A 23,663-nucleotide genomic window follows, 5' to 3' on the forward strand; every position below is an offset into this window, starting at 1 on the left:
CAGCGCGCAGCCGCCTCTGGCAAGCGGAGTTAGATAAGCGACACACCTGTGTCTTCCATGGCCGTGGTTGCGGCGGCGAGCGATCCATCCAGATCAATTGCGCGACACAGGTCCATGCGCACGGAAACCTTCAGCCCAAGTTTCGCGGCATCCAGGGCCGAGAAATTCACACAGAAATCCGTCGCCAGCCCCACCATCGTCACATTGGAAATCCCGCGCGTCTTGAGATATCCTTCAAGCCCCGTAGGCGTGGTCTGGTCATTTTCGAAAAACGCTGAATAGCTGTCGATGGCTGGGTTATAGCCTTTGCGGATAATCATATCCGCGCGGGTGGTATCGAGGTCTTTGTGGAAGTCCGCCCCGCTAGAGCCTTGCACGCAGTGATCAGGCCACAGCACCTGCGTGCCATAAGCCATCTCTACTGTCTCGTAAGGGCCTTTGCCCGAATGACTGCTGGCAAAAGAACTATGCCCCGCCGGGTGCCAGTCTTGCGTCAGAATCACCGCATCAAACTCTGGCATCAGTGCGTTAATTCCTGTGACGATCTGATCGCCCTCTGGCACCGCCAAAGCCCCGCCCGGGCAGAAATCATTTTGAACATCAATCACGATCAGTGCGTTACGCATCCCGCCCTCCGGTTGGTCTTTGTGCGACAACCTAGTCCTTGAAGTTACAGGCCTCAAGGCGTATGCCGCGGCGCATGTATACCGTATGCGCGCTCTATCACTTTACCTCTTTTGAGGATCATCAGGCTTTGCGTCAGCCGCTGCTGGATCTGTGTCTCGCGAATGAGATCACGGGCACGCTGCTCTTGGCGCATGAAGGCATCAACGGCACGATTGCCGGGCCGCGCAAAGGCATCGATGCGGTGATCGCTCATATTCAATCCCTGCCGGGCTGTGCGAACTTCGAATGGAAAGAAAGCACCGCCAGCGAGAAACCTTTCCCGCGTATGAAGGTGAAGCTGAAAAAAGAGATCGTCACACTGGGCCAGCCCAATGTGGATCCGACGGCGCATGTTGGCAATTACGTGGATCCTCAGGATTGGAACGAGCTGATCCAGTCGCCTGATGTGGTCACCATTGATACGCGCAACGACTATGAGGTCTCAATCGGTACTTTCCAGGGTGCTGTGGATCCAGAGACCGCAAGTTTCCGCGAGTTTCCCGCCTGGTGGGAAGAGAACAAAGACCGTTTTCACAACAAGCGCATCGCCATGTTCTGCACCGGCGGCATTCGTTGCGAGAAATCGACGAACTATCTCTTGGGTCAAGGGGTTGAGGACGTCTATCACCTCAAGGGCGGCATCCTGAAATACCTTGAGGAAGTACCCCAAGAGGAAAGCACTTGGGAAGGCGAATGTTTCGTCTTTGACGGACGCGTCTCGGTCGGCCACGGACTGAAAGAAGGCCCGCATTTGCTGTGCCACGCTTGCCGCCGTCCGATCCTGCCAGAAGATGTCACGAACCCGGCCTATGAACAGGGCGTCAGCTGTCATCACTGTGTCGATGAAACCAGTGAGCGCGACAAAGAGCGGTTCCGCGAGCGTCAGAAACAGATGGTTCTGGCGCGGGCGCGTGGCGAGCAGCACATCATCGGGCTGGACTGAGTTTAGAGCCTCATGTTTGATGCCCAAACAGGAGGCATCATGCAGGCAGCTTTACGGATCAGCAATAAACAGGCGCGTTGGCTTTGGCTTGCCTCGCAGGGGTTGTCAGAGACGCCCACCGGCCCGCTTGATGTCTATGGGATGATCGAAAAGCTCGGCTTCGTGCAGTTGGACACCATCCAAACCGTCAGCCGCGCGCATCATCATATCCTGTGGTCTCGCAATCAGAATTACCGCGAGAAAATGCTCAATCCGTTGTTGGCCAAAGATCGGCTGATCTTTGAGCATTTCACTCATGACGCCTCAGTTATTCCAATGAAGGCCCTGCCCGCCTGGCGACGCCAGTTCCGCCGGATGGAGAAGAAAGCCAACCATTGGTACACCGAAGTCGCGGGCACCGATCTGATGCGCGACATCAAAGCCCGCATCACGGAAGAAGGCGCCCTATCTACCCACGCCTTTGACACTAAGAACGACCGCCCCAAGGAAATGTGGGCGCGGCCTCCACACAAACGCGCGTTGGATTACATGTGGCTCACCGGAGAGCTCGCAACCTGTTTTCGCAAAGACTTCACCAAGTTCTACAACCTGCCGGAACGCGTCTTTCCCGAAGAGCTGCGCAGGCGCGAGATGTCCGAAGACGCAGAGCTGGACTGGCTCTTGGGCGAAGCGATTGACCATATCGCCGTTGGCACCGCCAGAGAGATCCAGCGTTTTTGGGATGCCAGTACATCTGTGGAAACCAAAGAGTGGCTAAGTAAAGCCAATCTCATCCCCGTCGAAATCGAGAACGCGGACAAGACGATCACCCAGGCCTATGGCGCCCCAGACATCGAGGCCCGCCTTGCGGATCTCGTCGCGCCGTCTTCCCGCCTGCGCATTGTAAACCCTTTCGATCCGGTCACCCGAGACCGTGCGCGCCTTGATCGCCTCTTTGGCTTTGACTACCGCATCGAAATGTTTGTTCCCGCCGCGAAACGAAAATGGGGTTACTACGTCTATCCAATCCTCGAAGGTGACCGCTTTGTCGGGCGCATCGAGGTCAAAGCCAATCGCGCGAAATCAGAACTCACGGTCATCAACTTCTGGCCAGAAACCCGTGTGAAATGGCCAGCGGCACGACAAAACAAGCTCCACGCCGAACTGGACCGTTTGGGCCGCTTTGTAGGCTGCGGGCAGGTCACTTGGGGCACCCCTTTTTCTCTTGCTTAAATATCCCGGGGTTTGGGGCAGCGCCCCAAGACACCGCAAAAACAAAAAGCCCCGCATAAAGCGGGGCCTTTCAAATGCGTCTCACCTAAAGCTTAGGCAGACGTCTTTTTGCCCTTGTGCGGCGCCCAGATCTTCTTGTTGGTCAGGTAAAGCAGAACAGACAGAATCGCGAGGATGAACACCCCGATAAAGCCTGCTTCTTTACGTGCCATCATCTTAGGCTCTGCGGTCCACATCAGGAAGGCAGAGACATCTTCTGCCATGTGGTGCAGCGAATTGTCGTGACCGTCGTCAAAGTCGACCAGACCGTCTTCCAGTGGAGGCGCCATAGCGATCCAGCCACCTGGGAAGGCGGTGTTTTCGTAGAAGGTCGTGCCAGCCTGAGTTTTCTCTTTGCCAGTGTAGCCGTCCAGAATGGAGTAGATGTACTCACCGCCGCCCATGCCTTTGAAGAACTGGTTGATGCCAGAGCCGTAAGGGCCGTGGAAACCAGCACGCGCCTTGGCCATGAGGCTCAGGTCAGGTGCGTTCTCAAGGTTGGATCCTGGGAAGAAGTCCGCAGGCTTGGCCGCGCGGAAATCATCCAGCTCGGCGTCAAAGACTTCGAAGTTATCTGCTGCATACTGACGTACCTCAGCTTCAGAGAAGTGAGGACCACCCTCGTCTGCCAATGTACGCAGAGGCACATACTGCAGGCCGTGGCAGGCAGCGCAGACTTCGGTGTAGACTTTCAGACCACGTTGAAGCTGGTTCTGATCGAAGGTCCCGAAAGGACCTTCGTAAGAGAAGTCAACGTCGTGCACGTGACCAGCGCCACCGGCGGCCATAGCAGCACCCGAAGTCAAGGTCAGGGCGGCAACTGCGGAGATCGCGAGTTTCTTAAACATTATCCCGTTTCCTCTTATTCAGCAGGTTCTGCTGGTTTGCCGTAATGGGCATTGAAGTCGTCTTCGATGGTCTCTGGCTGAGGCAGAGGCTTCTCGATCACACCCAGCAAAGGCAGGATGACCAGGAAGTATGCGAACCAGTAGGTCGCACCGATCAGCGAGATGGTGGAGTATGGAGGCTCTGCTGGCATCGCGCCGGCCCACATCAGGACAACGAAGTCCAGAAGCAGAAGGCGATACCACCATTTGAACATCGGGCGATACTGACCAGAGCGCACACGGGATGTGTCCAGCCAAGGTGCCAGCGCCATGATCGCAATCGCACCAAACATCGCCAGAACACCAAAGAACTTGGCGTCGATGATGCCGCCGGTGATCCAGCTTGCGAACATCACAACCCAGACGTCGCCGGTGAAGGCACGCAGGATCGCGTAGAACGGCAGGAAGTACCATTCAGGAACGATGTGCGCTGGTGTCGCCAGAGGGTTGGCTTCGATGTAGTTGTCTGGGTGGCCGAGGTAGTTCGGCATAAAGCCAACAACCGCGAAGAAGATCACCAGAACGACTGCCAGACCAAAGAGATCTTTGATCACGAAGTATGGCCAGAATGGCAGCGTGTCTTTCGCCGCTTCTTCTTTGGAGCCGCGACGCACTTCAACACCCGTTGGGTTGTTGTTGCCGGTGGTGTGGAAGGCCCAAATGTGAACGATCACGAGGCCTGCAATCACAAACGGCAGCAGATAGTGCAGCGAGAAGAAACGGTTCAGGGTTGCGTTATCCACCGCAGGGCCACCCAGAAGGAAGGTCTGCAGCGCATCGCCAACGAAAGGAACCGCACCGAACAGGCCGGTGATCACGGTCGCGCCCCAGAAGGACATCTGACCCCAAGGCAGAACGTAGCCCATGAAACCAGTCGCCATCATCAGAAGATAGATGATCATACCGATGATCCAGGTGACTTCGCGAGGAGCCTTATAGGAACCATAGAAGAGACCGCGGAACATGTGGATGTAGACAGCAAGGAAGAACAGCGACGCGCCGTTCATGTGCATGTAACGGATCATATGGCCGCCATTCACGTTGCGCATGATGTGCTCAACGGAAGCAAACGCCAGATCCACATGCGGGGTGTAGTGCATCACCAGAACAATACCAGTGACGATTTGCAGCGCCAGGCAGAACGCCAGAACGATGCCCCAGATCCACCACCAGTTCAGGTTCTTTGGGGTTGGGATCATCAGGGTGTCATAGAGCAGACCAACAACTGGCAGGCGGCTGTGCAGCCACTTTTCGCCGTTAGACTTTGGCTCGTAATGATCGTGAGGAATACCAGACATTCTTCGCGCTCCTTAGCCGAGGACCAGTTCGCTGCCCTCAAAGCGGGCAACAGGAACAGGAAGGTTTTCAGGGGCCGGACCTTTGCGGATCCGGCCGGATGTGTCGTAGTGAGAGCCGTGGCATGGGCAGAACCAGCCACCAAAGTCACCGGCGCCATCGCCCAGAGGCACACAGCCAAGGTGTGTACACACACCCATCATGACCAACCATTCACCGTTTTCATCCATCGCACGGTTCTCATCCGCAGCGTCGGTGCCTGGTTTGTTGTCGTTGCGGGACTCGGCATCGATGCTCAGGTCCGCCAAAGGCACAGCGCGAGCCTCATCGATCTCTTCTTGCGTACGGCGACGAATAAAGACCGGCTTACCAAGCCATTTCACAGTCAACTGCGTGCCCGGCTCGATGCCAGAGGTGTCCACGCGAATCGAGGCCAGAGCCTTGACGTCTGCGGAGGGGTTCATCTGATTGACGAGGGGCCAAACGGCCGCGCCTGCGGTCACTGCACCTGCGCCTGCGGTCGCATAATAGAGGAAATCCCTCCGGGTGCCTTCGTGATCATCTACGTGGGACACGTGGTTTACTCCAATTTTCGCGGCCGAATTCGGCCAATATGGGACTCAGCCGCAGTCTCCTGCAGCTTCTCCTTCGGTGCTTATTAGCGAAGCGTTTGTGGTGCGTCCAGCGCACATTCGCCATAAGTGGGCTAGAGCGTTGATCTGTCGCGCTTGAGGGCGCTAGAATTTGTCCCTATGTAGTCAAGAAAATCTTCATTTTGGACACTGAGGGCCGTCAAATGAAAAAATTCCGCAACGTTTTGGCGGCCGTGGCCGTGATTCTCGCAGGCCCCGCCTCCGCGGATATCGAACTCAGCTTTTACCTCGGAGCGCAGACCTCCCCTCACAGCCGGCTAACAGGCTCGTTCAACAACGGTGGTGGCACCACGAATGTGAATCGCCTGATCACCTGGGAAGGCAGAAGCTTTGAAACGCCGCCATACTATGGTGTCAAAGCTATGTACTGGCGCGAAAGCGGCTGGGGGTATGGTGTCGAAATGACCCATGCCAAGGCCTACATGTCGGATGCAGATCTGGCCGCTCTTGGTCTGAACCGTCTGGAATTTACCGACGGCCACAATATCCTGACAGCAAACATCAGCCGCCGTTGGGATGGTCGCTGGTGGGATGGGCGATTGTCTCCATTTGTGACTGGAGGTCTCGGTTTGGCGATCCCGCATGTGGATGCACAGCCAACAGGTCTGGCGCGCACATATGGCTATCAGGTAACCGGACCGGCAGCGCGGATTGGAGCCGGTGTGTCTATGGAATTGAATGAACGCTGGGATGCCTATGCGGAGTACCAGTTTACCTATTCCAGCAATTCCTTTGATCTGGACACGGGCGGCACCTTGGAAACCAACCTGATAACCAATGCGCTGAACATCGGTATCACTTACCGGTATTAATGGTCCGGACCCTTGGTCTGAAACTGCGAAAGGCGGCGTGCTGTGCACACCGCCTTTTTTCATGGGCTGCGCCCAGAGTTTTTTGGGCAAGATGAAGTCAGGAAGGCGTGGTTGTCTGAAACGACTCGCGCTGACTAAACGTGGCGAACCAATCCGCCAAGGTCTCGTGCCCCTCGCGCCACTGGCGGGCATCGTGGCGGAAATCGATATAGCCCAGCGCACAGGCGATCCCGATCTGAGTGATATTGAGTGGGCCGCTCAGGTGACTCATCCAGCGCGCCTCCACCGCATCCAAAGCGCGCTTGGCTTTGCCCCATTGGGCCTCGACCCAGGCTTCGCTGCGCTCGCCGTCTTGGCGGACACGAGCTTCATAGGTCATCAGAACCGCAGCCTCCATAATCGCATCGGCAGTCGCTTCGAGCGTGAGGAGTTCCCATTTCGCAGTTTCGGGATAAAGGTCGCCCTCGGCATGCGCGTTTAGGAATTGCGTGATGACTCGGCTGTCATAGATCGCCGGGCCTTCATCACGGATGAGCGCTGGGATTTTGCCTAAGGGATTGGCCGCAAGGACTTCGGGCGCTGAGGCGAGCGGTGTTGTTGCAACAGAGAGGACTTCGATTTGGTCATCCAGACCAAGCTCTTTCAAAGCCACCACACATTTGCGCACAAAAGGAGAGGTCGGCGAGCCAATAAGTTTCATTCTGAGGTCCTCATTAAATCAAGCTGTGGTCAGGTTGCGACGCAGGTTCTCTATTTGCAACCAGATGTCGCGCTAAGGGAATAAAGTCGGCGCATCCTCGGACGACCAAACTGGGTATTTCGGCATGATATGCGCGAAAAGTTCTGAAGCCAAAAAGCTTTCCAGCCAGCGTTTCAGGTTGCCCAAGGGCTCTGCGTCAAACCTGGTTTTGTCCACAAAGGCGAACTGGCGCACGAAAGGCAGGATCGCCATATCCGCAAGGCTTGGGGTGTCTTTGAACAGAAACGCTTTGTCGCCAATTTGGGCGTCGAGTTTTGCTAAAAACACATTCGCCTTGGCGCGTTCTTCTTCGGGATCTGAGCCATAGCGCGTGTGGTATTTCGTGCGATCAAGCGCCGTCTTAAAGGGGCCATCTGCCTCGGTAATGAGATCGCGACCCTCAGGTGGCATATCAAGCCAGCCTTCTGGATCAGATTGCTCAAGCGCCCAGAGCATGACGTGGAGCGATTCATCCAGAACCTGCTCCTCAGTCTTCAGGCACGGCACGGTTGCCGAGGGGCTGGTATCCAAAAACGCCTGCGCTTTGTCGCGCAGAAGGATTTCGCGCAGTTCAACGGGCGTTTTCGACGACGCAATCGCCAGCCGCGCGCGCATGGCATAGGGGCAGCGGCGGAAACTATAGAGGATGGGCAGGTCAGTTTGCGTTGTCATAGCGATCCAGATAGGCTGCGTTGGAACTGAGACTATAGTCTTCTCCCAAATTTAAGGCACTCTCTTTATGCAGGGCATTCTTCTGCGATTGGCCGCTATTGCGCTCATCACCGCCATGTCAGCGATCATTCACCAACTGGCAAAGACCTTGCCGGTCGGGCAAATCATGGCCTGGCGCTCGGGCGTTGCGACCCTTGTGATTGTGACCTTTGCCCTGCGGTTTGGAGGGGCGCAGAGTCTGGTTCCCAAGCATCTTGGCAACCATGCGATCCGTGGCCTGCTTGGGGGTCTCGCCATGGCCTTCTCATTTACGTCTCTGGCTTTTTTGCCGGTCGCGAATGCATCGGCGCTAGGATACCTCGCCCCGCTGATTTCATTGCCATTGGCCGCATGGTTGCTAGGCGAGCGGATGACTCGCTGGCTTGTGGTTGCAGCGATGTTGGGTCTGCTTGGCATTGGGCTGATGCTCTGGGCCGAGCTGGAACGTCCCGACTTTTCGCGCGGCAGCCTGATTGGCATGGGGGCAGGATTGGGATTCGCGCTGACATGGGCGATGGTGCGCATTCACGTTAAGCGTATGTCCTCTCATGAGAGCGCAGCGTCGATTTCCCTGAGTTTTGCCCTGGCGTCTATGGCAATGGGCCTTGTCACATGGCCATTTGGGTGGAACGGCCTGACCTCGACGTCGTTATTTCTGTTGGTCTGCGCAGGGCTTTTAGGAGCATTTGGCCATATTCTATCGGTCGAAGCGGTGAAACGGGTCAAAGTCTCGACACTTGCGCCGTTTGATTATTTTGGCCTGATCTTTGCGCTTGGCATAGATGCGGTGGTCTTTGCTGTTGTGCCCGGAACGCTGGCGTTCCTGGGAATGGTGGTGATCGTCGTGGCAGGCCTCATTGCAGTCTTGCAAGAGGCGCGCGCGCAGCGTCACACAGTCAGCTGATTTGCCGCCTGTCCAGTGATGGTGGCCTTGACGATATCGCCCTCGATTTGGGGCGTTGAGAAATGCACTTCGGAGAATTGCTCGGTCCGGCCCATATGCGGGTTTTCCATGAGGATGCTGTGGGTTTTGCCGATCTGAGCTGCCAAGTGCTTCGCGACTTGGGCTTCTCCAGCAGCGCGCAGTTGGGCGGCGCGGGCTTTGATGGTTGGGCCTGAGACCTGGCTCGGGATCTTGGCCGCCGGTGTTCCCTCGCGTTTGGAATAAGGGAAGACGTGCAGCCACGTCAGGTCGCAATCCTTCACGAGCTTCAGAGAGTTCTCGAAATGCGCGTCTGACTCGGTTGGAAAGCCTGCGATAATGTCAGCGCCGAAGGTCATGTCTGGCCGCAGCTTCTTGGCGTCCTCGCAAAAGCGGATCGCGTCGTCGCGCAAGTGGCGGCGGGCCATGCGTTTGAGGATCAGGTCGTCTCCGTGTTGGAGCGAGAGATGGAGGTGCGGCATCAGGCGCGGCTCGGTGGCGATGGCGGCCATGAGGTTCTCGTCGACTTCGATTGAATCGATTGAAGAAATTCGAAGGCGAGGCAGATCAGGGACCAGCTTTAAGATCCGCATGACCAGATCGCCGAGTTTTGGCTGGGCCGGAAGGTCTGCGCCCCAAGAAGTGAGATCGACGCCGGTCAGAACGACTTCGTTAAAGCCCTTGTCCACAAGGCGTTTGATCTGATCGACCACAACACCGGCGGGCACCGAGCGCGAATTGCCGCGGCCGTAGGGGATGATGCAGAAGGTGCAACGGTGGTCGCAGCCGTTTTGGACCTGCACATAGGCGCGGCTGCGGGTGCCGAAACCGTCGATCAAATGACCTGCGGTTTCCGTGACCGACATGATGTCGTCGACCTGGACCTTTTCGGTCTCGCCCACGAAATCTGCGGCCATGTTCTTCCATGTCTCCGGCTGCATTTTCTCGGTGTTGCCGATGACCCGGTCGACTTCGCCCATTTTCGCAAAAGTCTCGGGTTCGGTTTGCGCAGCACAGCCGGTGACGATCAGAGTCGCCTCTGGGTTTTCACGCCTCAGCTTGCGGATTTCCTGCCGCGCTTTGCGGACGGCCTCGGCGGTCACGGCGCATGTGTTCACGATCACAGCATTGCTGATCCCAGCCTCTTGGCTGAGCTCTTTCATCGCTTCGGTCTCATAGGCGTTGAGCCGACAACCGAGCGTCGTGAACTTGGGGGGCGTGCTCACTTGGAGGCCTCTAGAAAGTCATCCGTGAAAGCCCCTTGGAAGACGGTCATCGTCGGCCCGGTCATCCAGACGCCGTCCTCACGCCAGTCGATCCAAATGGTGCCGCCGTCAAGGTCTATCTGAACCTGACGCCCTGTCAGTCCGCGACGCGCGGCAGCCACTGCGGTTGCGCAGGACGAGCTGCCCGACGCGAGCGTCACGCCCACGCCTCGCTCCCAGACGCGCATACGCAGGTGGTTCTCTCCGATCACAGACGCGAATTGCACATTGGTGCGTTCAGGATAGAGCGGGTGGTGCTCGAACCCAGATCCTAGTTTTTCCAGATCAACCGCCTCGGCATCCTCCACAAAGAAGGTGCAATGCGGATTGCCCATGCCGGTGGCCGTCGGGCCTCCGTCAATCGGGAGTTCCAGCGTATCCATCTCTTGAGCGAGCGGCACCTCATGCCAGTCCAGTTGCGGATGCCCCATATTGATGGAGGTCAGCCCGTCGCCTGCGTCTTTGGCATAAAGCGTGCCGCGTTCGGTGGTGAGCGTCAGCACGTCCCGCCCTGATTCCGTCATCAGCTTGCGGGCAATACAGCGAGTCGCGTTGCCGCAAGCCGCCGAGGTCGAGCCATCTGCATTATAAAATACCAGATGCGCGTCCTCGGACCCTTTTTCGATCACAGCGAGTTGGTCAAAGCCGACACCCATATGGCGATGCGCGATGGCTTTCACCAAGGCCTCAGACAGCCCATCCGGCCGCTCTCGGGCGTCTATGACAACGAAATCATTGCCCAAACCGTGCATTTTCTCAAACTGGATCATAGTCCCATCCTAGACTCGCGCTGGGGGCATATAAAGCCGCGCGCCAACTAATTCCAGTCACTGTAATTTTTTGTGCGTTTATGGCTTGACCCCCCCCGCCGTTGTTCTTAGAAGCCCCCTCACGCACAGCGAAGTGGGCCGTTAGCTCAGTTGGTAGAGCAACTGACTTTTAATCAGTGGGTCATAGGTTCGAATCCTATACGGCTCACCACTGTTTTCAAAGACTTAGCTGCATGTCTTTGATGATCATCTTCCGACTGGAAGCCACATGGAAGCCACGGCAACTAAACTGTGGCAGGCTTGACTTCATTCAACCAGAGTGCCTGAGCGAGCAAGTTCAGCACAGGGACGCTGCTATAAATTTTGGATATGGATAGTGAGTATACAGCGTCGCTTACTTCCGACCGGTACGAGTCTCATTGCTTTTCGTTTTTTATTGAAACAATCGATGTTGTGCCGCGTATTTCACTCTTCAAGAACAAAGCTTGCATGCCACGTCGTGAAACAACACTACTTTCAAGTCGAATTGAGGCTAACTTGACAACTCAAAAGAACAAAAAGCTGTTAGGTATTCGTGCCAACTAAGACAAACCGCTCCGGGAAATTTGTACTCGTCTATTTCTTCAGACATCACGGTGCACACAATTCGTTACTGGAGATTTGGTTTCGAATTATGAGAAACAGTTTTTCTTTGATTAAACGTCTATCACCTGCGAAACGATTTGGTTGCCAGCGCTATCCGCACGCAGCTCGAGATTTTCCGCGGTTGAGAGCACGAAACCAAGACTATCGCCGAGGCCGAAGGGATAGATCACTGGTTGGGTGTCTAGTGTCCCTAGACCTATCGGACGCCCCTCGGTTTCAAGAACGGCCGTTGCCATCCAGCGCATTAGATCCGGTTCTTCTAAGGCAATGGCTTTTTTCCTAGTTAGGGTTTTTCCGTTGTCACTGCGATTTAGCAGTCCCCAGTCTATCTGGGACTGAAGGACCATGTTGGTCATTCTTCTCGTACCTTCGCGCTCGCCGTAGATTTCTGCCATCCGACGGTGCACTTCAGCGGTGGTGCAGTCGCCTTGGAGCGAGGTCAATCGGCCAACGATTTCCGCCACTTTGGCAAAGAAGGGATATGTCACTATGGCCATGCCCCACGTAAGGGCAGCTGGTGATGTAGACGGTGACGATTGGAAAAGTTCCACGGCGCGTTGAGCAAAAGGCTCCAGATCCTTCCGCGGCTCTAACCAGAGGCGGTTCAGTACGGTTCTGGTCTTTTTCTTGGCGGATGGGCCTGAGTGAGCTTCATCCAGGAGAACATCAAGCTCGTCGAGCTCAGTGAGACCAGCTCTGACTTCCAGAGCTCTTTTTGCCCATTCAAGGCGGATGAAACGGTCAAATCCTATCTTAGGCGCTGTCGGTCGCATGCTCTTCTTTCTTCATTCTTATTTTCACAAACGGCACAATCAGTTCCTCTAACGCCATTCCTCCGTGAGCAACAACCATGTTCCCTTTGGGCACAAACGCGCCGCGTTCATTCGCGTAAACGGGCAAGAAGTCGGGCGGAAGTCCTGGACCGCTAAACTGAAATGCATCGATCTCTTGCGGAACAGACGCCGCGAGGTCCTCACTGCGATACGCTCTGACGCGTTCCCCCTTCATCTCTGATACAACACCCTGGCTAAGCCGTCCAATGCCCGCAGCATCAACATTGCCATGATCAGCAGTCAGGTAGATATGGTAGCCATGCCTACATAGCATTTGAAACAGTGTTTCGATGAAGCCGGTATCACACCACTCGCGAATTTGGCTCGCAATCCCGCGCTTCCCGAGCATTGCGCCATGGACGATTTGATCGACCATGTCGACAACAAGGCCTGCAACTTTGGTAGTAGGCTTCGAAAGCACTTCTTCCAGTCCTGTCAATTGTTCAGAGTGTTTGAGCCCTTTCTGGAACACGACTTCAGGCTGCTTGAGCTCGTTCTCCTGCCAGAACTTAGTCCACAGAGAAGGCTCCTTCGCCGTTGTATCCATCGAGCCTTGAAACTCCCGTGGCTTAAGGCCCGAAAAGAGCGCCTGGCGAGAGATTGAGGTTAGCGTGGGCAGCCACGCAAAGCAGCCACCTTCGTCGGCGGAAAAGTCGGGAAGCTTGGCCGACAGGTGTTCCCTGATCTGAGCCCACTGGTCTAATGCCAGACCATCAAAGACAAGAAGAGCAATTCGATCTTCGCCAAAGCCTCTGCGCATCGCGAGATAGCGCGGCACGTGATGAACCATCACTGGCGCCTTTGAGACAGGTAGCGAGGGCAAGTCTGCAAAATGCTGAAGTACCCAATCCTTGAGGCGGGCATCGGCATCTCTTTGCAAGATCTGGAGCTGCCCCCGCAGGCTATTTGCATCCACCGCCTTTAGTTCGTTGAAGCGGTAGATGAGTTCTCCAAGACGCCGTGCCGCTTCTACCCAATCTCGATGCGACGCCCCCTCCGAGGGTAGACTCGCTGCGTTCCTTTTCGCTCCCTCCGACACCAAATGCGCAAGTGCCTCAGGGTCATCTATCAGACCAACCTGTATCCAATCGGGAAGGTGCTTAGGACGGACACTTGCCTCAATAGGCTGAAGGGCTCCCTCGAGGAACATGGTATCCATGATCACCCTTACGTCGGGGTGATCAAAGGGCACGTCAAACGCATGGCCTTTGACCGACTCCTGATCCCTGACGCGGGCATCAGGTTCAACGCCATATTTTGCGACGAAACGCGCCCAAGATTCCTGTATTGCGCGGAGCATAAAGGGTTTTGAGGCAAGCAGTTCACTAATCGGAAGGCTTCCAAGGGACGTGTCCCGAAGAACGGTTGCGACATGGTCTGCAAATAGGCTGGGAAGGCCAGCCCCGCGATAGTGAAGCCGCAGAGCTTCTCGCCAGAAGTCCTCCGGTCGATTCAGAAGATACGGGCTAAGCCTGAAGATGTGCGTGAGGACAAAATTTTTAGTCTCAGCCTGACCGAGCAGCTGCGTCACATGCTCCTGGTAGGCTTGGAACAGCCCTTCATGGTGTTCAGAGTCGAGCTTGCGGACGACACCATAATTCAGGTTGGGGAATAGATCAGCCAAGCTGAGGCTGACTTGTCGTGCTGCCCTGAGGTAGTCCCAAGGGAGGGAGTTGATGTCCGCGCCCCGCCACTGCAAGATGAGTGCCTTAGCGGTACCTTTCTCACCCACATCCCATGCAGATCGATAACGCTCTTCATACTCGGTTCTAAACGAAACAGAATCTTCGAACGGGAGAACCTCAAAATCGCGTTCGCGAAGCCCGAGCAGAATGTTCTCATCCAAGAGGAGGCCATCCGGATCCAAGGCGATCCAGAAGCGAGACAGATCTGCGGGAAACTCCCGCAGGATACGATCAGCCCAAATACTCATCGTGCACCAGCCACCGTTTCGCCAATTCGCAACACGAGGAGGGCATTGAGATCAGGCGAGTAAGATGCCGCGGCATCGAGCTGCACCATTCGAGCTTCATGTTCTTTCTGCAGGCGCTTCCGCCGATAATCGCGAACAGTCTGCAGCCCCACTCTGCCTATCGCCTGGTGTCGAGCTTCGAAAGCGTAGAGTGCGCGTTCGCGTTCTTCATCGATCCGGGCCTTGTGCTCTGTCACAAGATCGGAGAACACCCGCTCTCCTTGCGTGACCGCAGCCCCTTTCGATCTCTCGAACCAGTCGCGCGGCGCCTCGATCTGAGGCGCAGCAATCGGCTCGATCTGCTCCGTCAGAAGCACATCCCAAATGCGTTTTGCCGTCGGTTGGAAGGCGCGCCCTTCATCATTGACGAAGACGGATAGGAAGCGGCGGCGGCTGAAATCGTCAGCTGCCAGACTGACTTCCCAAAGCGACCAAACGCCTTTCACACTATCAGGCAGACCTGATATGCGTACGGCGGGGACGGGTTGACCAGCAATGCAACGCGGAAGATCTGCAATCAAAGACTGCGCTCTTGGATCTTCCAGCGTGACCCACTCAACTTCGGGCCGATCTCCGGCGGTGCGCGCATCAAAACACACCGAAGATGACTCTGTGCCATCGGCCCACCGTATCCGCCAAGTATCGCCTTCCTTCTTGGCTTCTCCCCCCCGCGCAGGAAGTCCCGTTGTGATGGCGCGCTCCAGCCAATACTGTGCCGGATGGTCTCGCCATTTGCGCGCATCATCGGCTTCTAGTTCATGGCCGTGGGCGAGCAGATCACTATTCTTACGGTTCTCTGCCAACGAGGATCGAAGCTGCGTCAGAACGGCATCGCATTCGGTTTCGATCGATGCCGGTTCTTGGATCCCCTGAACAAAGAGTTCGTCGAACAGTGGCTCCGCCTCGACCGAATCCATCACATCGGCAACTTTGTCCACGCCGAATTCTTCGGCGATCACAGCGAGCTTTGTTTCGAGAACTTCACGAACCCGATGCTCAACGGTGTCTTCGAGTACGAAATTGATGGCTCGCACAATATGCGGTTGCCCGATGCGATCCACGCGCCCAATACGCTGCTCGACCCTCATCGGGTTCCACGGCATGTCGAAGTTGATGATGACATGGCAGAATTGGAGATTGAGGCCCTCGCCGCCAGCGTCCGTCGAGATCAGGATACGCACATCTTTCGAGAATGCCCGCTGCGCGCGACCACGCGCCTCAAGGTCCATGCTCCCATTGAGCGTTGCAACCGAGAACCCCCTGCTTTCGAGAAATTCCGCGAGCATGGCCTGGGTCGGAACAAACTCGGTGAAAACCAAAACCTTGAGTTCAGGATCGTTTTCCTCCTGCTGAATCTTGTAGATCTGCTCAAAGAGTGCTTCGGCTTTTGCGTCTGTTCCTTGCGCCTCTGTCTCACGAGCGAGGAACAAGAGTGCCTCAACGTCTTTTCGCTCGTCATCCAAGGCATCGAACGCCACGGCGATATCGATCTGGTCATCACCCGTTAGCTCATGCCAGTCTCCGACACCTTCGGTGGAAAAGAGCTGAAGCTGTCGCTGGTCGTCGTCCAGGGCGAGGAGGCGCTTTTCCAAGGTTGCACGGATGGCTGCGGTGCTGGACGTCACCAAACGCTGCATAAGGATCATCAAGAAGCCGATGTGCCGCTGCTTCGATGCCATGGCTTGGTTATAGCCGTGGCGAACATACTCAGTGATCGCTTCGTACAACCCTTGCTGTGCTTTGTGTCGGTCAAGCCAGGCGACAGCCTGAATGCGGGTCATTCGTGGCTTGAACAGAGGCTTGCCTTCAGCATCGATCGCAAGCCTCTTCTCTGTCCGCACAACGAACGGGCGCACGCGGTCGCTCGAGACGCTGTTCTCATCGGGAAAAGAGTCCCGATCCAGCAGCTGCATCAGACGGTGGAATTGATCCGTTTTCCCTTGGTGCGGCGTGGCTGACAAAAGCAGAAGGTACGGGGCGGCTTCGGCAAGTGCCGCGCCCAACTTGTACCGCGCAACCTGATCCGTGCTGCCTCCCATTCGGTGAGCCTCGTCGATGATCACAAGGTCCCAGTTGGCCGAGATCAGGTCTTCGAACCGTTCACGATTGTAGGTGCTGAGTTGCTCCGCGCTCCATCCGCGCCGCCCTTCGAGCGGTTTCACCGAATCCAGCGAACAGATCGCCTGATCGTGCAGCCGCCAGAGATTCTCCTCATCATCGCGGAACTGACGGTATGCCGAAAGCTGTGACGGCTCGATGAACTGAAAGTTCTCACCGAAGTGCAGGCGCATCTCGGCCTGCCATTGCCGCACCAGACCCTTGGGCGCGACGACAAGGATGCGCTTGGCCATGCCGCGAAGCTTCAACTCCCGAAGGATCAGACCAGCTTCGATGGTCTTGCCGAGCCCCACCTCATCCGCAAGCAGATAACGGATCCGATCCCGGCTCATGGCGCGGTTCAGGGCATAGAGCTGATGCGGCAAAGGAACGACGCTCGACTGGATCGGCGCCAGAAGCAGATTGTCTTCCAGTGCATCCAAGAGCTTTGCCGCGGCCGCCGTGTGCAGGATCTGATCCACTGTCGTTCGGACAGCGTCGAGCGGCCCTAGCTCCCGAGAACTGGCACGGACAACGGCATCCTTGCCCGGGAGCCAGACGCGGTATGCGGTTTCGCCCCACATCTCCTCCCGGTCCACGACACGGCAGGGTGCGGCATGTCGTTCATGCCAGCACCACGCGCCAATGCCAAAGTCTTGGGAGCCATGCGTCACGCATCAGCCTCCGTACGAGTCAGCGCCTGGTCGTACCAGAGCAGGAGCTTTTCATCTTCTTGCAGCGTCGCGTCCGGCAGCTTCTCGGCTATGCCAATGATCGTCTTGTAGTCCTTCGCAGCCCAGGCCGTCTTGAAACCGGCGCGCAACACCTCGAGGCGCGACTCCTTGAGCTGGCGCTTGTTCGCGGTCTTGTAAGCCTCGAACTCCTTCAGCAACGAGCGTTCGCGCTTCTGTTCCAGATCCTTCGCCTTGTTCGGATCGGGCACATACCAGCGGTCCTTCGCCTTTGCCTTCAGGCGCGGGTCTTCCTTCTCAAGCCCCCGGAGGTCCTTGAAGTTGGTCGAGAGATAGCTGTGGATCTGGCTCGGCACGTCACCGTTCCCGTCGAAGCGCAGGAAGTTATCTTCAAGCAACGCAGAGAGCTCGGGCTTCTCTTCGTGCTTTTTCCAGCCAGCACCGACCTGGGTGGTGAACTCGGGATGCACCTCTTGATAGGTGGAAGGCCGCTTACGCAGGAAATCGGTGAGCCAGTCGATCGCCGAGCGTTCATCCGAGACGAACAGTTCCATCTGCGGAGCTTGGGTAGCTCGGGCACGTTTGCGGTCATACTCTGCCACCTGCTCAGACAAAAAGATCATCCCATCGCGTTCCGTGAAACGGCTACGCAATCCGTCCAAGAACTCTTCAGTGGAGAGCGGCACGGGGAAATCGTGGCGAACAAACCATGCAACCATTCTGTCGTAGATGCGACGCGGATCGCGCTCCACGACCATCTCGAGGATACCGCTCTTCCCCTTGGTGACAGGCAATTGACGCAGATGAGTTTGAACAAAGTCCCACGCGGACTCAGGTGCAGCCCCGCGCTCCGACAAACGTTTTTCCAAGCCTCCGTTGGGTTTGTATGCCGAAATAACCAGATCCTGTTTCACAGCAGTAGTGGAAGTAATCTGCCTGAAACTCCCGTTTACTTTATCGAGGGAGTTGACTTCTGCCACCACAAAACCCGCTTGCTGCAAAGCAACTTGGATAGAATTCCACACCGAAGCTCGGCTATTTGAAAAAACAACCGTCATCCAACGGCCTGGCTTAAGTACCCGGTAATATTCAGCGAATGCTTGATGCATCAAGTGTTGATACTCAAGAAGTCCTTTACCTTTAAATTTGTCGATAATCGCTTCATTCGATGCACTGGTGACGACGCCGTGCCACGCTTCAAGTTGGAAGTTAAGATCAGCGTAGAAGATATTTTCACCAAACGGTGGATCTGTAAAAACATAGTCAATGCTATTGTCGCTCAGCGCTAAATTTGTCGCCGACCCAGTTGTTGCTGATGCAGAGCCAAGTCGAGAAAACTTGACTGAAAGTGCGGCAACAAGTCGTTTCAGCTTACCCTCGAGAATTCGCCAGTATGCCGTTTCTTCATGTAAGGACGGAATATAATAAACGCCATTCAGCCACTGATTTACGTTCGCCTTTCCTATAACGTGATGGCGATTCAGTATCGTTAGACCCTGAATTGCTTGCTCAACAAAAAACAGCAAAGCGTTTCTCATCCGAGCGTCTGGACAAGACGAAGCTTGCGACCAAAGCTTTGCCGCAGCATGAGCCGCTCTCCGCATAAAGAAGTGGTGAATACTGGAATACCCCTTAGGATCAATTCGCGACCCGTGATACATCTCCTCTATCGGAAATCTTTTGGTAGGTATATCTTTCGGGTACGGCAGATCTTCTATCTTTCGAATTAGACTCAAGTCGTCGTCATCGACATGCTTAATCTTGCGCTTTCCATCAATGATGTACGAAATCAATGTCGGTATATACTTAACGTGCCGCCAATTCCCGCCAGTGGCAGGATCTAACTCTTCGGTATAGACGCGCTCCAATTTCGATTTGTTAAGACTTGAACTACAGTGGGGGCAGTCGAACTCCGATTGAACTTTGTTCCGCTTTTCGTCTAAAGCTTCGTCAATAAAATTTATTTCACCAGTACACTCCGGGCAAGTAAAGACCTCGCTCCAAACAGTATACTCTATCCGACACGATTTTTTTGTCTTTGGATCATTAGTTTCATACATCCACCCGATATCGCGCCATACATCAGCAAGTAGTTTCTTACCAGCCAGCTCAAATTCATGGATATTGAATGGCAGGTTATAGTTCGCGCCAATGAAGGTAGCAGCTGGAGATAGGTCATTCAGAACAGCTCGCCTTGCACCCCACTTCGGAGGCGCCATACCAGCCCTTTTCCACTCCATTTCAACTTGATGACGATACGTCGGAGTAGCCGCGCCACACCACTGAGCAGCCACGCCGGTCATGCCGGATCCGGAAAAGCCATCCAGCACGATGTCTCCGGGCTCGGTAAAATGGAGAATTGATGGAACAATCGCCAGATGTGGCACTTTAGTGTGATAAGAATGCGCCTTGTAGATCGGGTCAGTCTTGCCCACAGACACGTCAATTGCCATCGGCTCCCGTGAGTATTCTTGGTCCGGTTCGTACGGCTTTCCGTAGTGGTCAACAAACTCACGGAACCATGGGTTCGGGCACGCCGTGTAGTAGGGCGGATCCGACATGGCGAGAATAGCGTCGTCTGATCCTTGCGGAAAACCTTCCTGAGCACGGAACTCCGGCTCTTTCAGCTTCTCGGCCAAGAGCTTCAGGAAATGCTCGCGGCGCGCGTCATCGTTCGGGAACGTCATACCCAGGCATTCGACCGGCCCGCCGTTCTTGCCGCCACCCATCTTCAATTGTTCAGTCATCGGTTCGTCTCATTTCATATACGGTTGGCGGGAGTTCACTCGACCACGAAGCGCAGCTTGGTGGTGTCCTTGCCCTTGCAGCGGTCGGTCAGGAATGCCTCGAACCGCTTGCGCAGATCCTCGGGTGTCGCGGGCGATCCGCCCTGAAGCAGGGCCTGCCGGATGTCGCTGCCCGAGACGACGACCTTGTCGAGGCCAGACAGCGCCTCTTGCACGGCGCTGATGAACTCGGGCGTGATGGGATCGAGCAATGACTTGCTGTCGACAAAGCCGGTGACGATCTTGCGCGACCCTTCCTTCAGCAGTTCAAAGTTGGACTGGATGATCGGATCCTCGAGGTTGTCGAGAAGCGTCTGCACCCATCCATCCAGCAGCTGATCAAGCTCGTCATCGAGTTGCTTGAGCACATTGGCCGCGGGCAGCATGTCGCCCTGCTCATTCGCCGGACGGAAGTTGCAGTGCGGGCAAACCGGGCTGGCCGCCAGTTCGGAGTCGATCAGAGAGGCGCAGCTCTTCAACTTGTCGAGCTTCTCCTCGAAGGTGGTGAGCTGGCTTGTCGGCATCAGCGAGATATTCGCCAAAGCCCGCATGGCGACGAGACGAGAATCTCTGCGCAGCGCGGTCTTCGTTTTGTCCTCAGACACTCCGAGACGCGCCTTGCTGTGCAGACTGACATAGGCCGTCACATAGTCTTCTTTCAGCTTGGCGAGCGTCTGCCGGTGTTCGGATCCATTCCGCCCAGTTCGACTCGTCGACAATGCATCGAGGACCTGCTTGCGCGTGTCCTGAGCCTGCTTCACCCAAGCGTGGTCAGACGGCAGCACCATCTCGGCCTGACCAAGGTAGCTCGCCGTGTTCCCTAGTTCGCCAATTAGGCTGATGAGCCCCTCGACGGAGTTCAGAACCTCAAGGTTCTTCTTCTGGGCGGCAATGTCGTCAGACCCAATGCGCAGGTTCTTGAGTTTGCCGACCGTGTTGTAGGGCGACAGGCTTTCCGAAAAGGCCTTGAGCTCGTCGAGCTTCGATCTCCAGTCGCGGATTTCTTCCTCGCGCAGGAGAGGCTGACCCCAGAAGCTCAGCCGGTTCGCCATGTCGGTGGAGGCTGCAAGCACACGTTTTGTGAGCTTGCTGACTTCCTCCTGAAGCGCCTTGACTGGCTCGTCCGAGCCTTGAGTGGCTTGCTGCGCCAGACCCGGCGGCAGCTCCAGCATCTCGAAGAGTGACCGGAGCACGGCAACGTTGATCTCCTTCGGCGCTTCAACATGCTTGAACTGCTTCAACTCATCGAGCGGACGATCCGCGAGAAGCCCGATCTTGCCGGAGTCAATTTTGTCCCCGGTAATCGCGAGGACAATGTCACCGGAATAGACCAGTGACCCAAGCACCGTGACCAAGAGGTCAGTCTCGAGCCGGTATTTGTCAGGGCTGAAATATTCGATATCCGCATTTCCAACGAGCAACTCACTGCGATTGAGCACTTGCCCATGACCTTTGGCCTTCAGCCGCGCGAGAACCTCCTGAGCGTATCTAGATTGAACCGGATCGATGCGATCACCATCGAGCATTTCAAGGCCATCCAGGACGATCACAGCGTCTTTCGTACGGTTGCTGCCAGTTAGGGCACGAAGCGCGTTGCCAATGAGCTGTTTTCGGTTGGACTCCGTCACGAGCGCCGAGAATGTTGGGTATTCGGGCGAAACATCGGCGAACCGGCTGCTTAGCGCAATCCCCGCGATCACATTGACGACGTCGCGGAAGTTGATGCGCTCGTCCGGCCCCAAGCGCGCTTTGTCCCTGAGTGAAATGCCTTTGGTCCAGTCACGAAGTGTCTTGGACTTGCCTTGGAACGTGACATCGAATGCCTCCAGCTGTTTTTCCTGCAGCCATTTGCTCATTTCGCGCAGCGCATCGCGAGCGCGGTCGAGATACACGCCTTTCGCGCCACCACTTGCCGTAGAGGCCAGTTCCTGGGCGGCGGCGTAGAAGCTCAGCAATCGCTTGATGGTTTCGTCTGGTGCTTTCAGACGGAAGAAGACCTCGTCGGGCTTCTGCTCATCACGGAAGCGCGGGGGATCAAAGGGTTGGATGAAGTACAAATAGAAATCCCGCACTGGCTGCGCGGTCGGCCGGTCGTTCGGCGCGCCAAAGAACAGATAGCCAATCCGTTCGACGCGACGCTCCTGCCACTCGATCTGGTATTGCCAAATCTGGTGTCCCGTCACGTAGCTGGACTCGTCCGTGCGCTCCATAAGTTGGCGAATGGCGCCGTAGTAAGCGCGATCGAGCGCATCCTCGGAGAGGGCCTCGGCCCGCTTCTCGATTTGCGCGTCGTAGTCGACGTCTTTCTTCAGGTCGAGATAATATTGCTCGGTGTCTGGCGCTTTGGAGATGAACTGACCATTTACCGTCTTGAGGGTCTCTCGAAGCGTGGTCTGGACTGCTGTGAGTAGATCGTCGGACGGGTCGCCACCCATGTCTTCAATACCCGGCTGAAACAGGCACAGCGTGTCGCGCAATTCCTCAGCCGTCGGTCCGACGGGAACATAGATGTCCCCACCCGTCGTCAGACGATGGACTGAAAGACCATCAATGATGCGAAGCGCCATCGGCTTATATGCAGGACGAGTGAATGCCTTGGAGACCCTCTCCGCAAGCACTTCTGAAACTTTGAGAACTGGCCCGATATTCGGATCTGAGCGCAGAACGGAGTTTGTTGCGACAGTGTCCCAAAACTTGTCGAAGCCGATTAAACCAGGCCGATCTGAAGGAACTTCATCGTCGAGGATTGCCTGGATCTGATCACGCAAGGTCACCAAGGCACCTCGTTTCTCGGTGAACACGAGGCGCTCAAACGTACCGATGTAGTCTGGGTGTACTGGGAACAAACGCACATACTCGTCCATCCGCTCATTCATTGAACCATAGAATTTCGAGAATGGGGCAAGGTAGGCGCGGATCTTGTCCTGCTGGTCCGCGGACTTCTTCAAGAGGCGTTCCGCGACAACGAAACTGACATCTTGTCTTGCCAGCAAAACCTGAGTGAAACGGTCCTTAACCCTCCGTAGGCTATCCGCCACATGTTGGAAGCGGCTGCTATCGAAGATCGCTTCCTGAACGCCTGCAACGAAACGGAACCGGAGATGTTTGGTAACCTCTCCGATCTCGCGGAGGAAGGACAAGTCGAGTACCAGTTCGTGGTCCTTGCGCGATCGCAGGTATTCGAGAAACTCATCGACGACGAGGAGAACACCTTGATCAGGGTGAACCTCCGCAAAGGCCGACATCATCTCCTCGAACGCAGCCTTGTTATTGATGACCTGATCGGCAGGCGGGAACGTGTAGTTCACACCGTGCTTTTCCAGGAAGACTTCAAGCTGTTGGGTGATGATGTCGCGCAATGACATCTGACTCGAAATCTCGATCCGATGCACTTTGAAACGACCTGCAATTGTCTTTGCAGCCTCAGCCACTTTGGGGTGCTGGATCATCGGCAAATAGGCATCGTCCTCAGCGACGAGTGACAACACCGACATCAAGTGCGATTTACCAGTACCATAGTTTCCGACTACCAAGACGCCTTTGTGGTCCACCGCCTCATCGAAGGAGAGCTGCGGGATCATGAGCTTGGCGATGCGTTCGGCCATGTCATCCGAGATGACATAGGTGGACACTAGCTTCTTGGCTTCGTCAGGACGATCTGCATCAAGGAGCTGAATAACCGATTCAATGGGCTCAAACTGAATGAGATCGCCGTAACGCATT

At 55.8% G+C, this 23,663-nt stretch carries 17 protein-coding genes and 1 tRNA gene; 5 read left to right on the forward strand and 13 right to left on the reverse strand.

Features of this window, described 5'->3' with window-relative positions; all coding sequences use genetic code 11:
- Positions 1 to 29: 29 nt before the first annotated feature.
- Entirely contained in the window at positions 30 to 626 is a 597-nt protein-coding gene (gene pncA / locus WG622_RS11295; protein WP_339403673.1) for a bifunctional nicotinamidase/pyrazinamidase, read from the reverse strand.
- Between the two features lie 74 nt (positions 627 to 700).
- Between pncA and trhO the strand changes: the two genes are divergently transcribed.
- On the forward strand, positions 701 to 1,609 hold the full coding sequence (trhO, locus tag WG622_RS11300; protein WP_339403674.1) for an oxygen-dependent tRNA uridine(34) hydroxylase TrhO: 909 nt from the start codon (positions 701 to 703) through the stop codon (positions 1,607 to 1,609).
- Positions 1,610 to 1,648: 39 nt separating this feature from the next.
- Complete coding sequence (locus WG622_RS11305; RefSeq protein WP_339403676.1) at positions 1,649 to 2,821, forward strand: winged helix-turn-helix domain-containing protein; 1,173 nt, start codon at positions 1,649 to 1,651, stop codon at positions 2,819 to 2,821.
- 92 nt (positions 2,822 to 2,913) lie between these two features.
- On the opposite strand, the gene WG622_RS11310 is transcribed toward WG622_RS11305, so the two are convergent.
- Genes WG622_RS11310 through petA form a run of 3 tightly spaced genes read right to left on the reverse strand, consistent with a single transcriptional unit; the run spans position 2,914 to position 5,618 of the window.
- Positions 2,914 to 3,708 carry a cytochrome c1 gene (locus tag WG622_RS11310; protein ID WP_209355152.1) on the reverse strand — a complete coding sequence of 265 codons (795 nt, stop codon included), beginning with the start codon at positions 3,706 to 3,708 and terminating at the stop codon, positions 2,914 to 2,916.
- Positions 3,709 to 3,722: 14 nt separating this feature from the next.
- Positions 3,723 to 5,045, reverse strand: coding sequence for a cytochrome b (gene petB, locus WG622_RS11315; RefSeq protein WP_209355151.1), 1,323 nt, complete (start codon positions 5,043 to 5,045; stop codon positions 3,723 to 3,725).
- Between the two features lie 12 nt (positions 5,046 to 5,057).
- On the reverse strand, positions 5,058 to 5,618 hold the full coding sequence (gene petA, locus WG622_RS11320; RefSeq protein WP_209355150.1) for a ubiquinol-cytochrome c reductase iron-sulfur subunit: 561 nt from the start codon (positions 5,616 to 5,618) through the stop codon (positions 5,058 to 5,060).
- 221 nt (positions 5,619 to 5,839) lie between these two features.
- Between petA and WG622_RS11325 the strand changes: the two genes are divergently transcribed.
- The gene (locus WG622_RS11325; protein ID WP_339403677.1) at positions 5,840 to 6,508 is read left to right on the forward strand and encodes an outer membrane protein; all 669 of its coding nucleotides are present in this window, start codon (positions 5,840 to 5,842) and stop codon (positions 6,506 to 6,508) included.
- Between the two features lie 97 nt (positions 6,509 to 6,605).
- Here the strand turns inward: WG622_RS11325 and WG622_RS11330 are convergent, their stop codons facing one another.
- Both WG622_RS11330 and WG622_RS11335 read right to left on the reverse strand, forming a co-directional pair.
- Positions 6,606 to 7,208: a glutathione S-transferase gene (locus WG622_RS11330; protein ID WP_339403678.1), complete on the reverse strand. Its 603-nt coding sequence runs from the start codon at positions 7,206 to 7,208 to the stop codon at positions 6,606 to 6,608.
- 72 nt (positions 7,209 to 7,280) lie between these two features.
- Entirely contained in the window at positions 7,281 to 7,919 is a 639-nt protein-coding gene (locus tag WG622_RS11335; protein ID WP_339403679.1) for a glutathione S-transferase, read from the reverse strand.
- Between the two features lie 67 nt (positions 7,920 to 7,986).
- On the opposite strand from WG622_RS11335, the gene WG622_RS11340 reads away from it, so the two are divergent.
- Positions 7,987 to 8,862, forward strand: coding sequence for a DMT family transporter (locus WG622_RS11340; RefSeq protein WP_339403680.1), 876 nt, complete (start codon positions 7,987 to 7,989; stop codon positions 8,860 to 8,862).
- Here the strand turns inward: WG622_RS11340 and mtaB are convergent.
- Entirely contained in the window at positions 8,847 to 10,106 is a 1,260-nt protein-coding gene (gene mtaB / locus WG622_RS11345; protein ID WP_339403681.1) for a tRNA (N(6)-L-threonylcarbamoyladenosine(37)-C(2))-methylthiotransferase MtaB, read from the reverse strand. The two genes, WG622_RS11340 and mtaB, sit on opposite strands and share 16 nt — an antisense overlap.
- On the reverse strand, positions 10,103 to 10,915 hold the full coding sequence (gene dapF, locus WG622_RS11350) for a diaminopimelate epimerase (RefSeq protein ID WP_339403682.1): 813 nt from the start codon (positions 10,913 to 10,915) through the stop codon (positions 10,103 to 10,105). Before dapF ends, mtaB begins: the two co-directional genes overlap by 4 nt.
- Positions 10,916 to 11,050: 135 nt before the next feature.
- Here dapF and WG622_RS11355 point away from each other — a divergent pair.
- A tRNA-Lys gene (locus tag WG622_RS11355) sits at positions 11,051 to 11,126 on the forward strand.
- A gap of 484 nt (positions 11,127 to 11,610) precedes the next feature.
- On the opposite strand, the gene WG622_RS11360 is transcribed toward WG622_RS11355, so the two are convergent.
- The 5 genes from WG622_RS11360 to WG622_RS11380 are packed head-to-tail and all read right to left on the reverse strand — an operon-like array spanning position 11,611 to position 23,662.
- Positions 11,611 to 12,333: a hypothetical protein gene (locus WG622_RS11360; RefSeq protein ID WP_339403683.1), complete on the reverse strand. Its 723-nt coding sequence runs from the start codon at positions 12,331 to 12,333 to the stop codon at positions 11,611 to 11,613.
- Complete coding sequence (gene pglZ / locus WG622_RS11365) at positions 12,314 to 14,326, reverse strand: BREX-3 system phosphatase PglZ (protein WP_339403684.1); 2,013 nt, start codon at positions 14,324 to 14,326, stop codon at positions 12,314 to 12,316. Before pglZ ends, WG622_RS11360 begins: the two co-directional genes overlap by 20 nt.
- The gene (locus tag WG622_RS11370) at positions 14,323 to 17,136 is read right to left on the reverse strand and encodes a DEAD/DEAH box helicase (protein ID WP_339403685.1); all 2,814 of its coding nucleotides are present in this window, start codon (positions 17,134 to 17,136) and stop codon (positions 14,323 to 14,325) included. The genes pglZ and WG622_RS11370 overlap by 4 nt, the downstream gene beginning before the upstream one ends.
- Positions 17,133 to 19,901 (reverse strand): DNA methyltransferase, encoded by a 2,769-nt coding sequence (locus WG622_RS11375; RefSeq protein WP_339403686.1) that lies wholly within the window; start codon positions 19,899 to 19,901, stop codon positions 17,133 to 17,135. Before WG622_RS11375 ends, WG622_RS11370 begins: the two co-directional genes overlap by 4 nt.
- Positions 19,902 to 19,936: 35 nt before the next feature.
- Positions 19,937 to 23,662, reverse strand: coding sequence for a DUF6079 family protein (locus WG622_RS11380; RefSeq protein WP_339403687.1), 3,726 nt, complete (start codon positions 23,660 to 23,662; stop codon positions 19,937 to 19,939).
- Between the last annotated feature and the right edge of the window lies 1 nt (position 23,663).

The sequence above is a fragment of the Cognatishimia coralii genome (genome assembly GCF_037478305.1).
GTDB classification, from domain to species: Bacteria; Pseudomonadota; Alphaproteobacteria; order Rhodobacterales; family Rhodobacteraceae; genus Cognatishimia; species Cognatishimia coralii.

Excerpts from the sequence above, each read along its gene's own strand:
- WG622_RS11360 (WP_339403683.1), bottom strand. The coding sequence starts at position 12,333 with ATGCGACCGACAGCGCCTAAGATAGGATTTGACCGTTTCATCCGCCTT.
- WG622_RS11335 (WP_339403679.1), bottom strand. The coding sequence starts at position 7,919 with ATGACAACGCAAACTGACCTGCCCATCCTCTATAGTTTCCGCCGCTGC.
- WG622_RS11340 (WP_339403680.1), top strand. The coding sequence starts at position 7,987 with ATGCAGGGCATTCTTCTGCGATTGGCCGCTATTGCGCTCATCACCGCC.
- WG622_RS11325 (WP_339403677.1), top strand. The coding sequence starts at position 5,840 with ATGAAAAAATTCCGCAACGTTTTGGCGGCCGTGGCCGTGATTCTCGCA.
- dapF (WP_339403682.1), bottom strand. The coding sequence starts at position 10,915 with ATGATCCAGTTTGAGAAAATGCACGGTTTGGGCAATGATTTCGTTGTC.
- WG622_RS11310 (WP_209355152.1), bottom strand. The coding sequence starts at position 3,708 with ATGTTTAAGAAACTCGCGATCTCCGCAGTTGCCGCCCTGACCTTGACT.
- WG622_RS11305 (WP_339403676.1), top strand. The coding sequence starts at position 1,649 with ATGCAGGCAGCTTTACGGATCAGCAATAAACAGGCGCGTTGGCTTTGG.
- pglZ (WP_339403684.1), bottom strand. The coding sequence starts at position 14,326 with ATGAGTATTTGGGCTGATCGTATCCTGCGGGAGTTTCCCGCAGATCTG.
- trhO (WP_339403674.1), top strand. The coding sequence starts at position 701 with ATGTATACCGTATGCGCGCTCTATCACTTTACCTCTTTTGAGGATCAT.
- WG622_RS11375 (WP_339403686.1), bottom strand. The coding sequence starts at position 19,901 with ATGACTGAACAATTGAAGATGGGTGGCGGCAAGAACGGCGGGCCGGTC.
- WG622_RS11330 (WP_339403678.1), bottom strand. The coding sequence starts at position 7,208 with ATGAAACTTATTGGCTCGCCGACCTCTCCTTTTGTGCGCAAATGTGTG.
- petB (WP_209355151.1), bottom strand. The coding sequence starts at position 5,045 with ATGTCTGGTATTCCTCACGATCATTACGAGCCAAAGTCTAACGGCGAA.
- WG622_RS11380 (WP_339403687.1), bottom strand. The coding sequence starts at position 23,662 with ATGCGTTACGGCGATCTCATTCAGTTTGAGCCCATTGAATCGGTTATT.
- pncA (WP_339403673.1), bottom strand. The coding sequence starts at position 626 with ATGCGTAACGCACTGATCGTGATTGATGTTCAAAATGATTTCTGCCCG.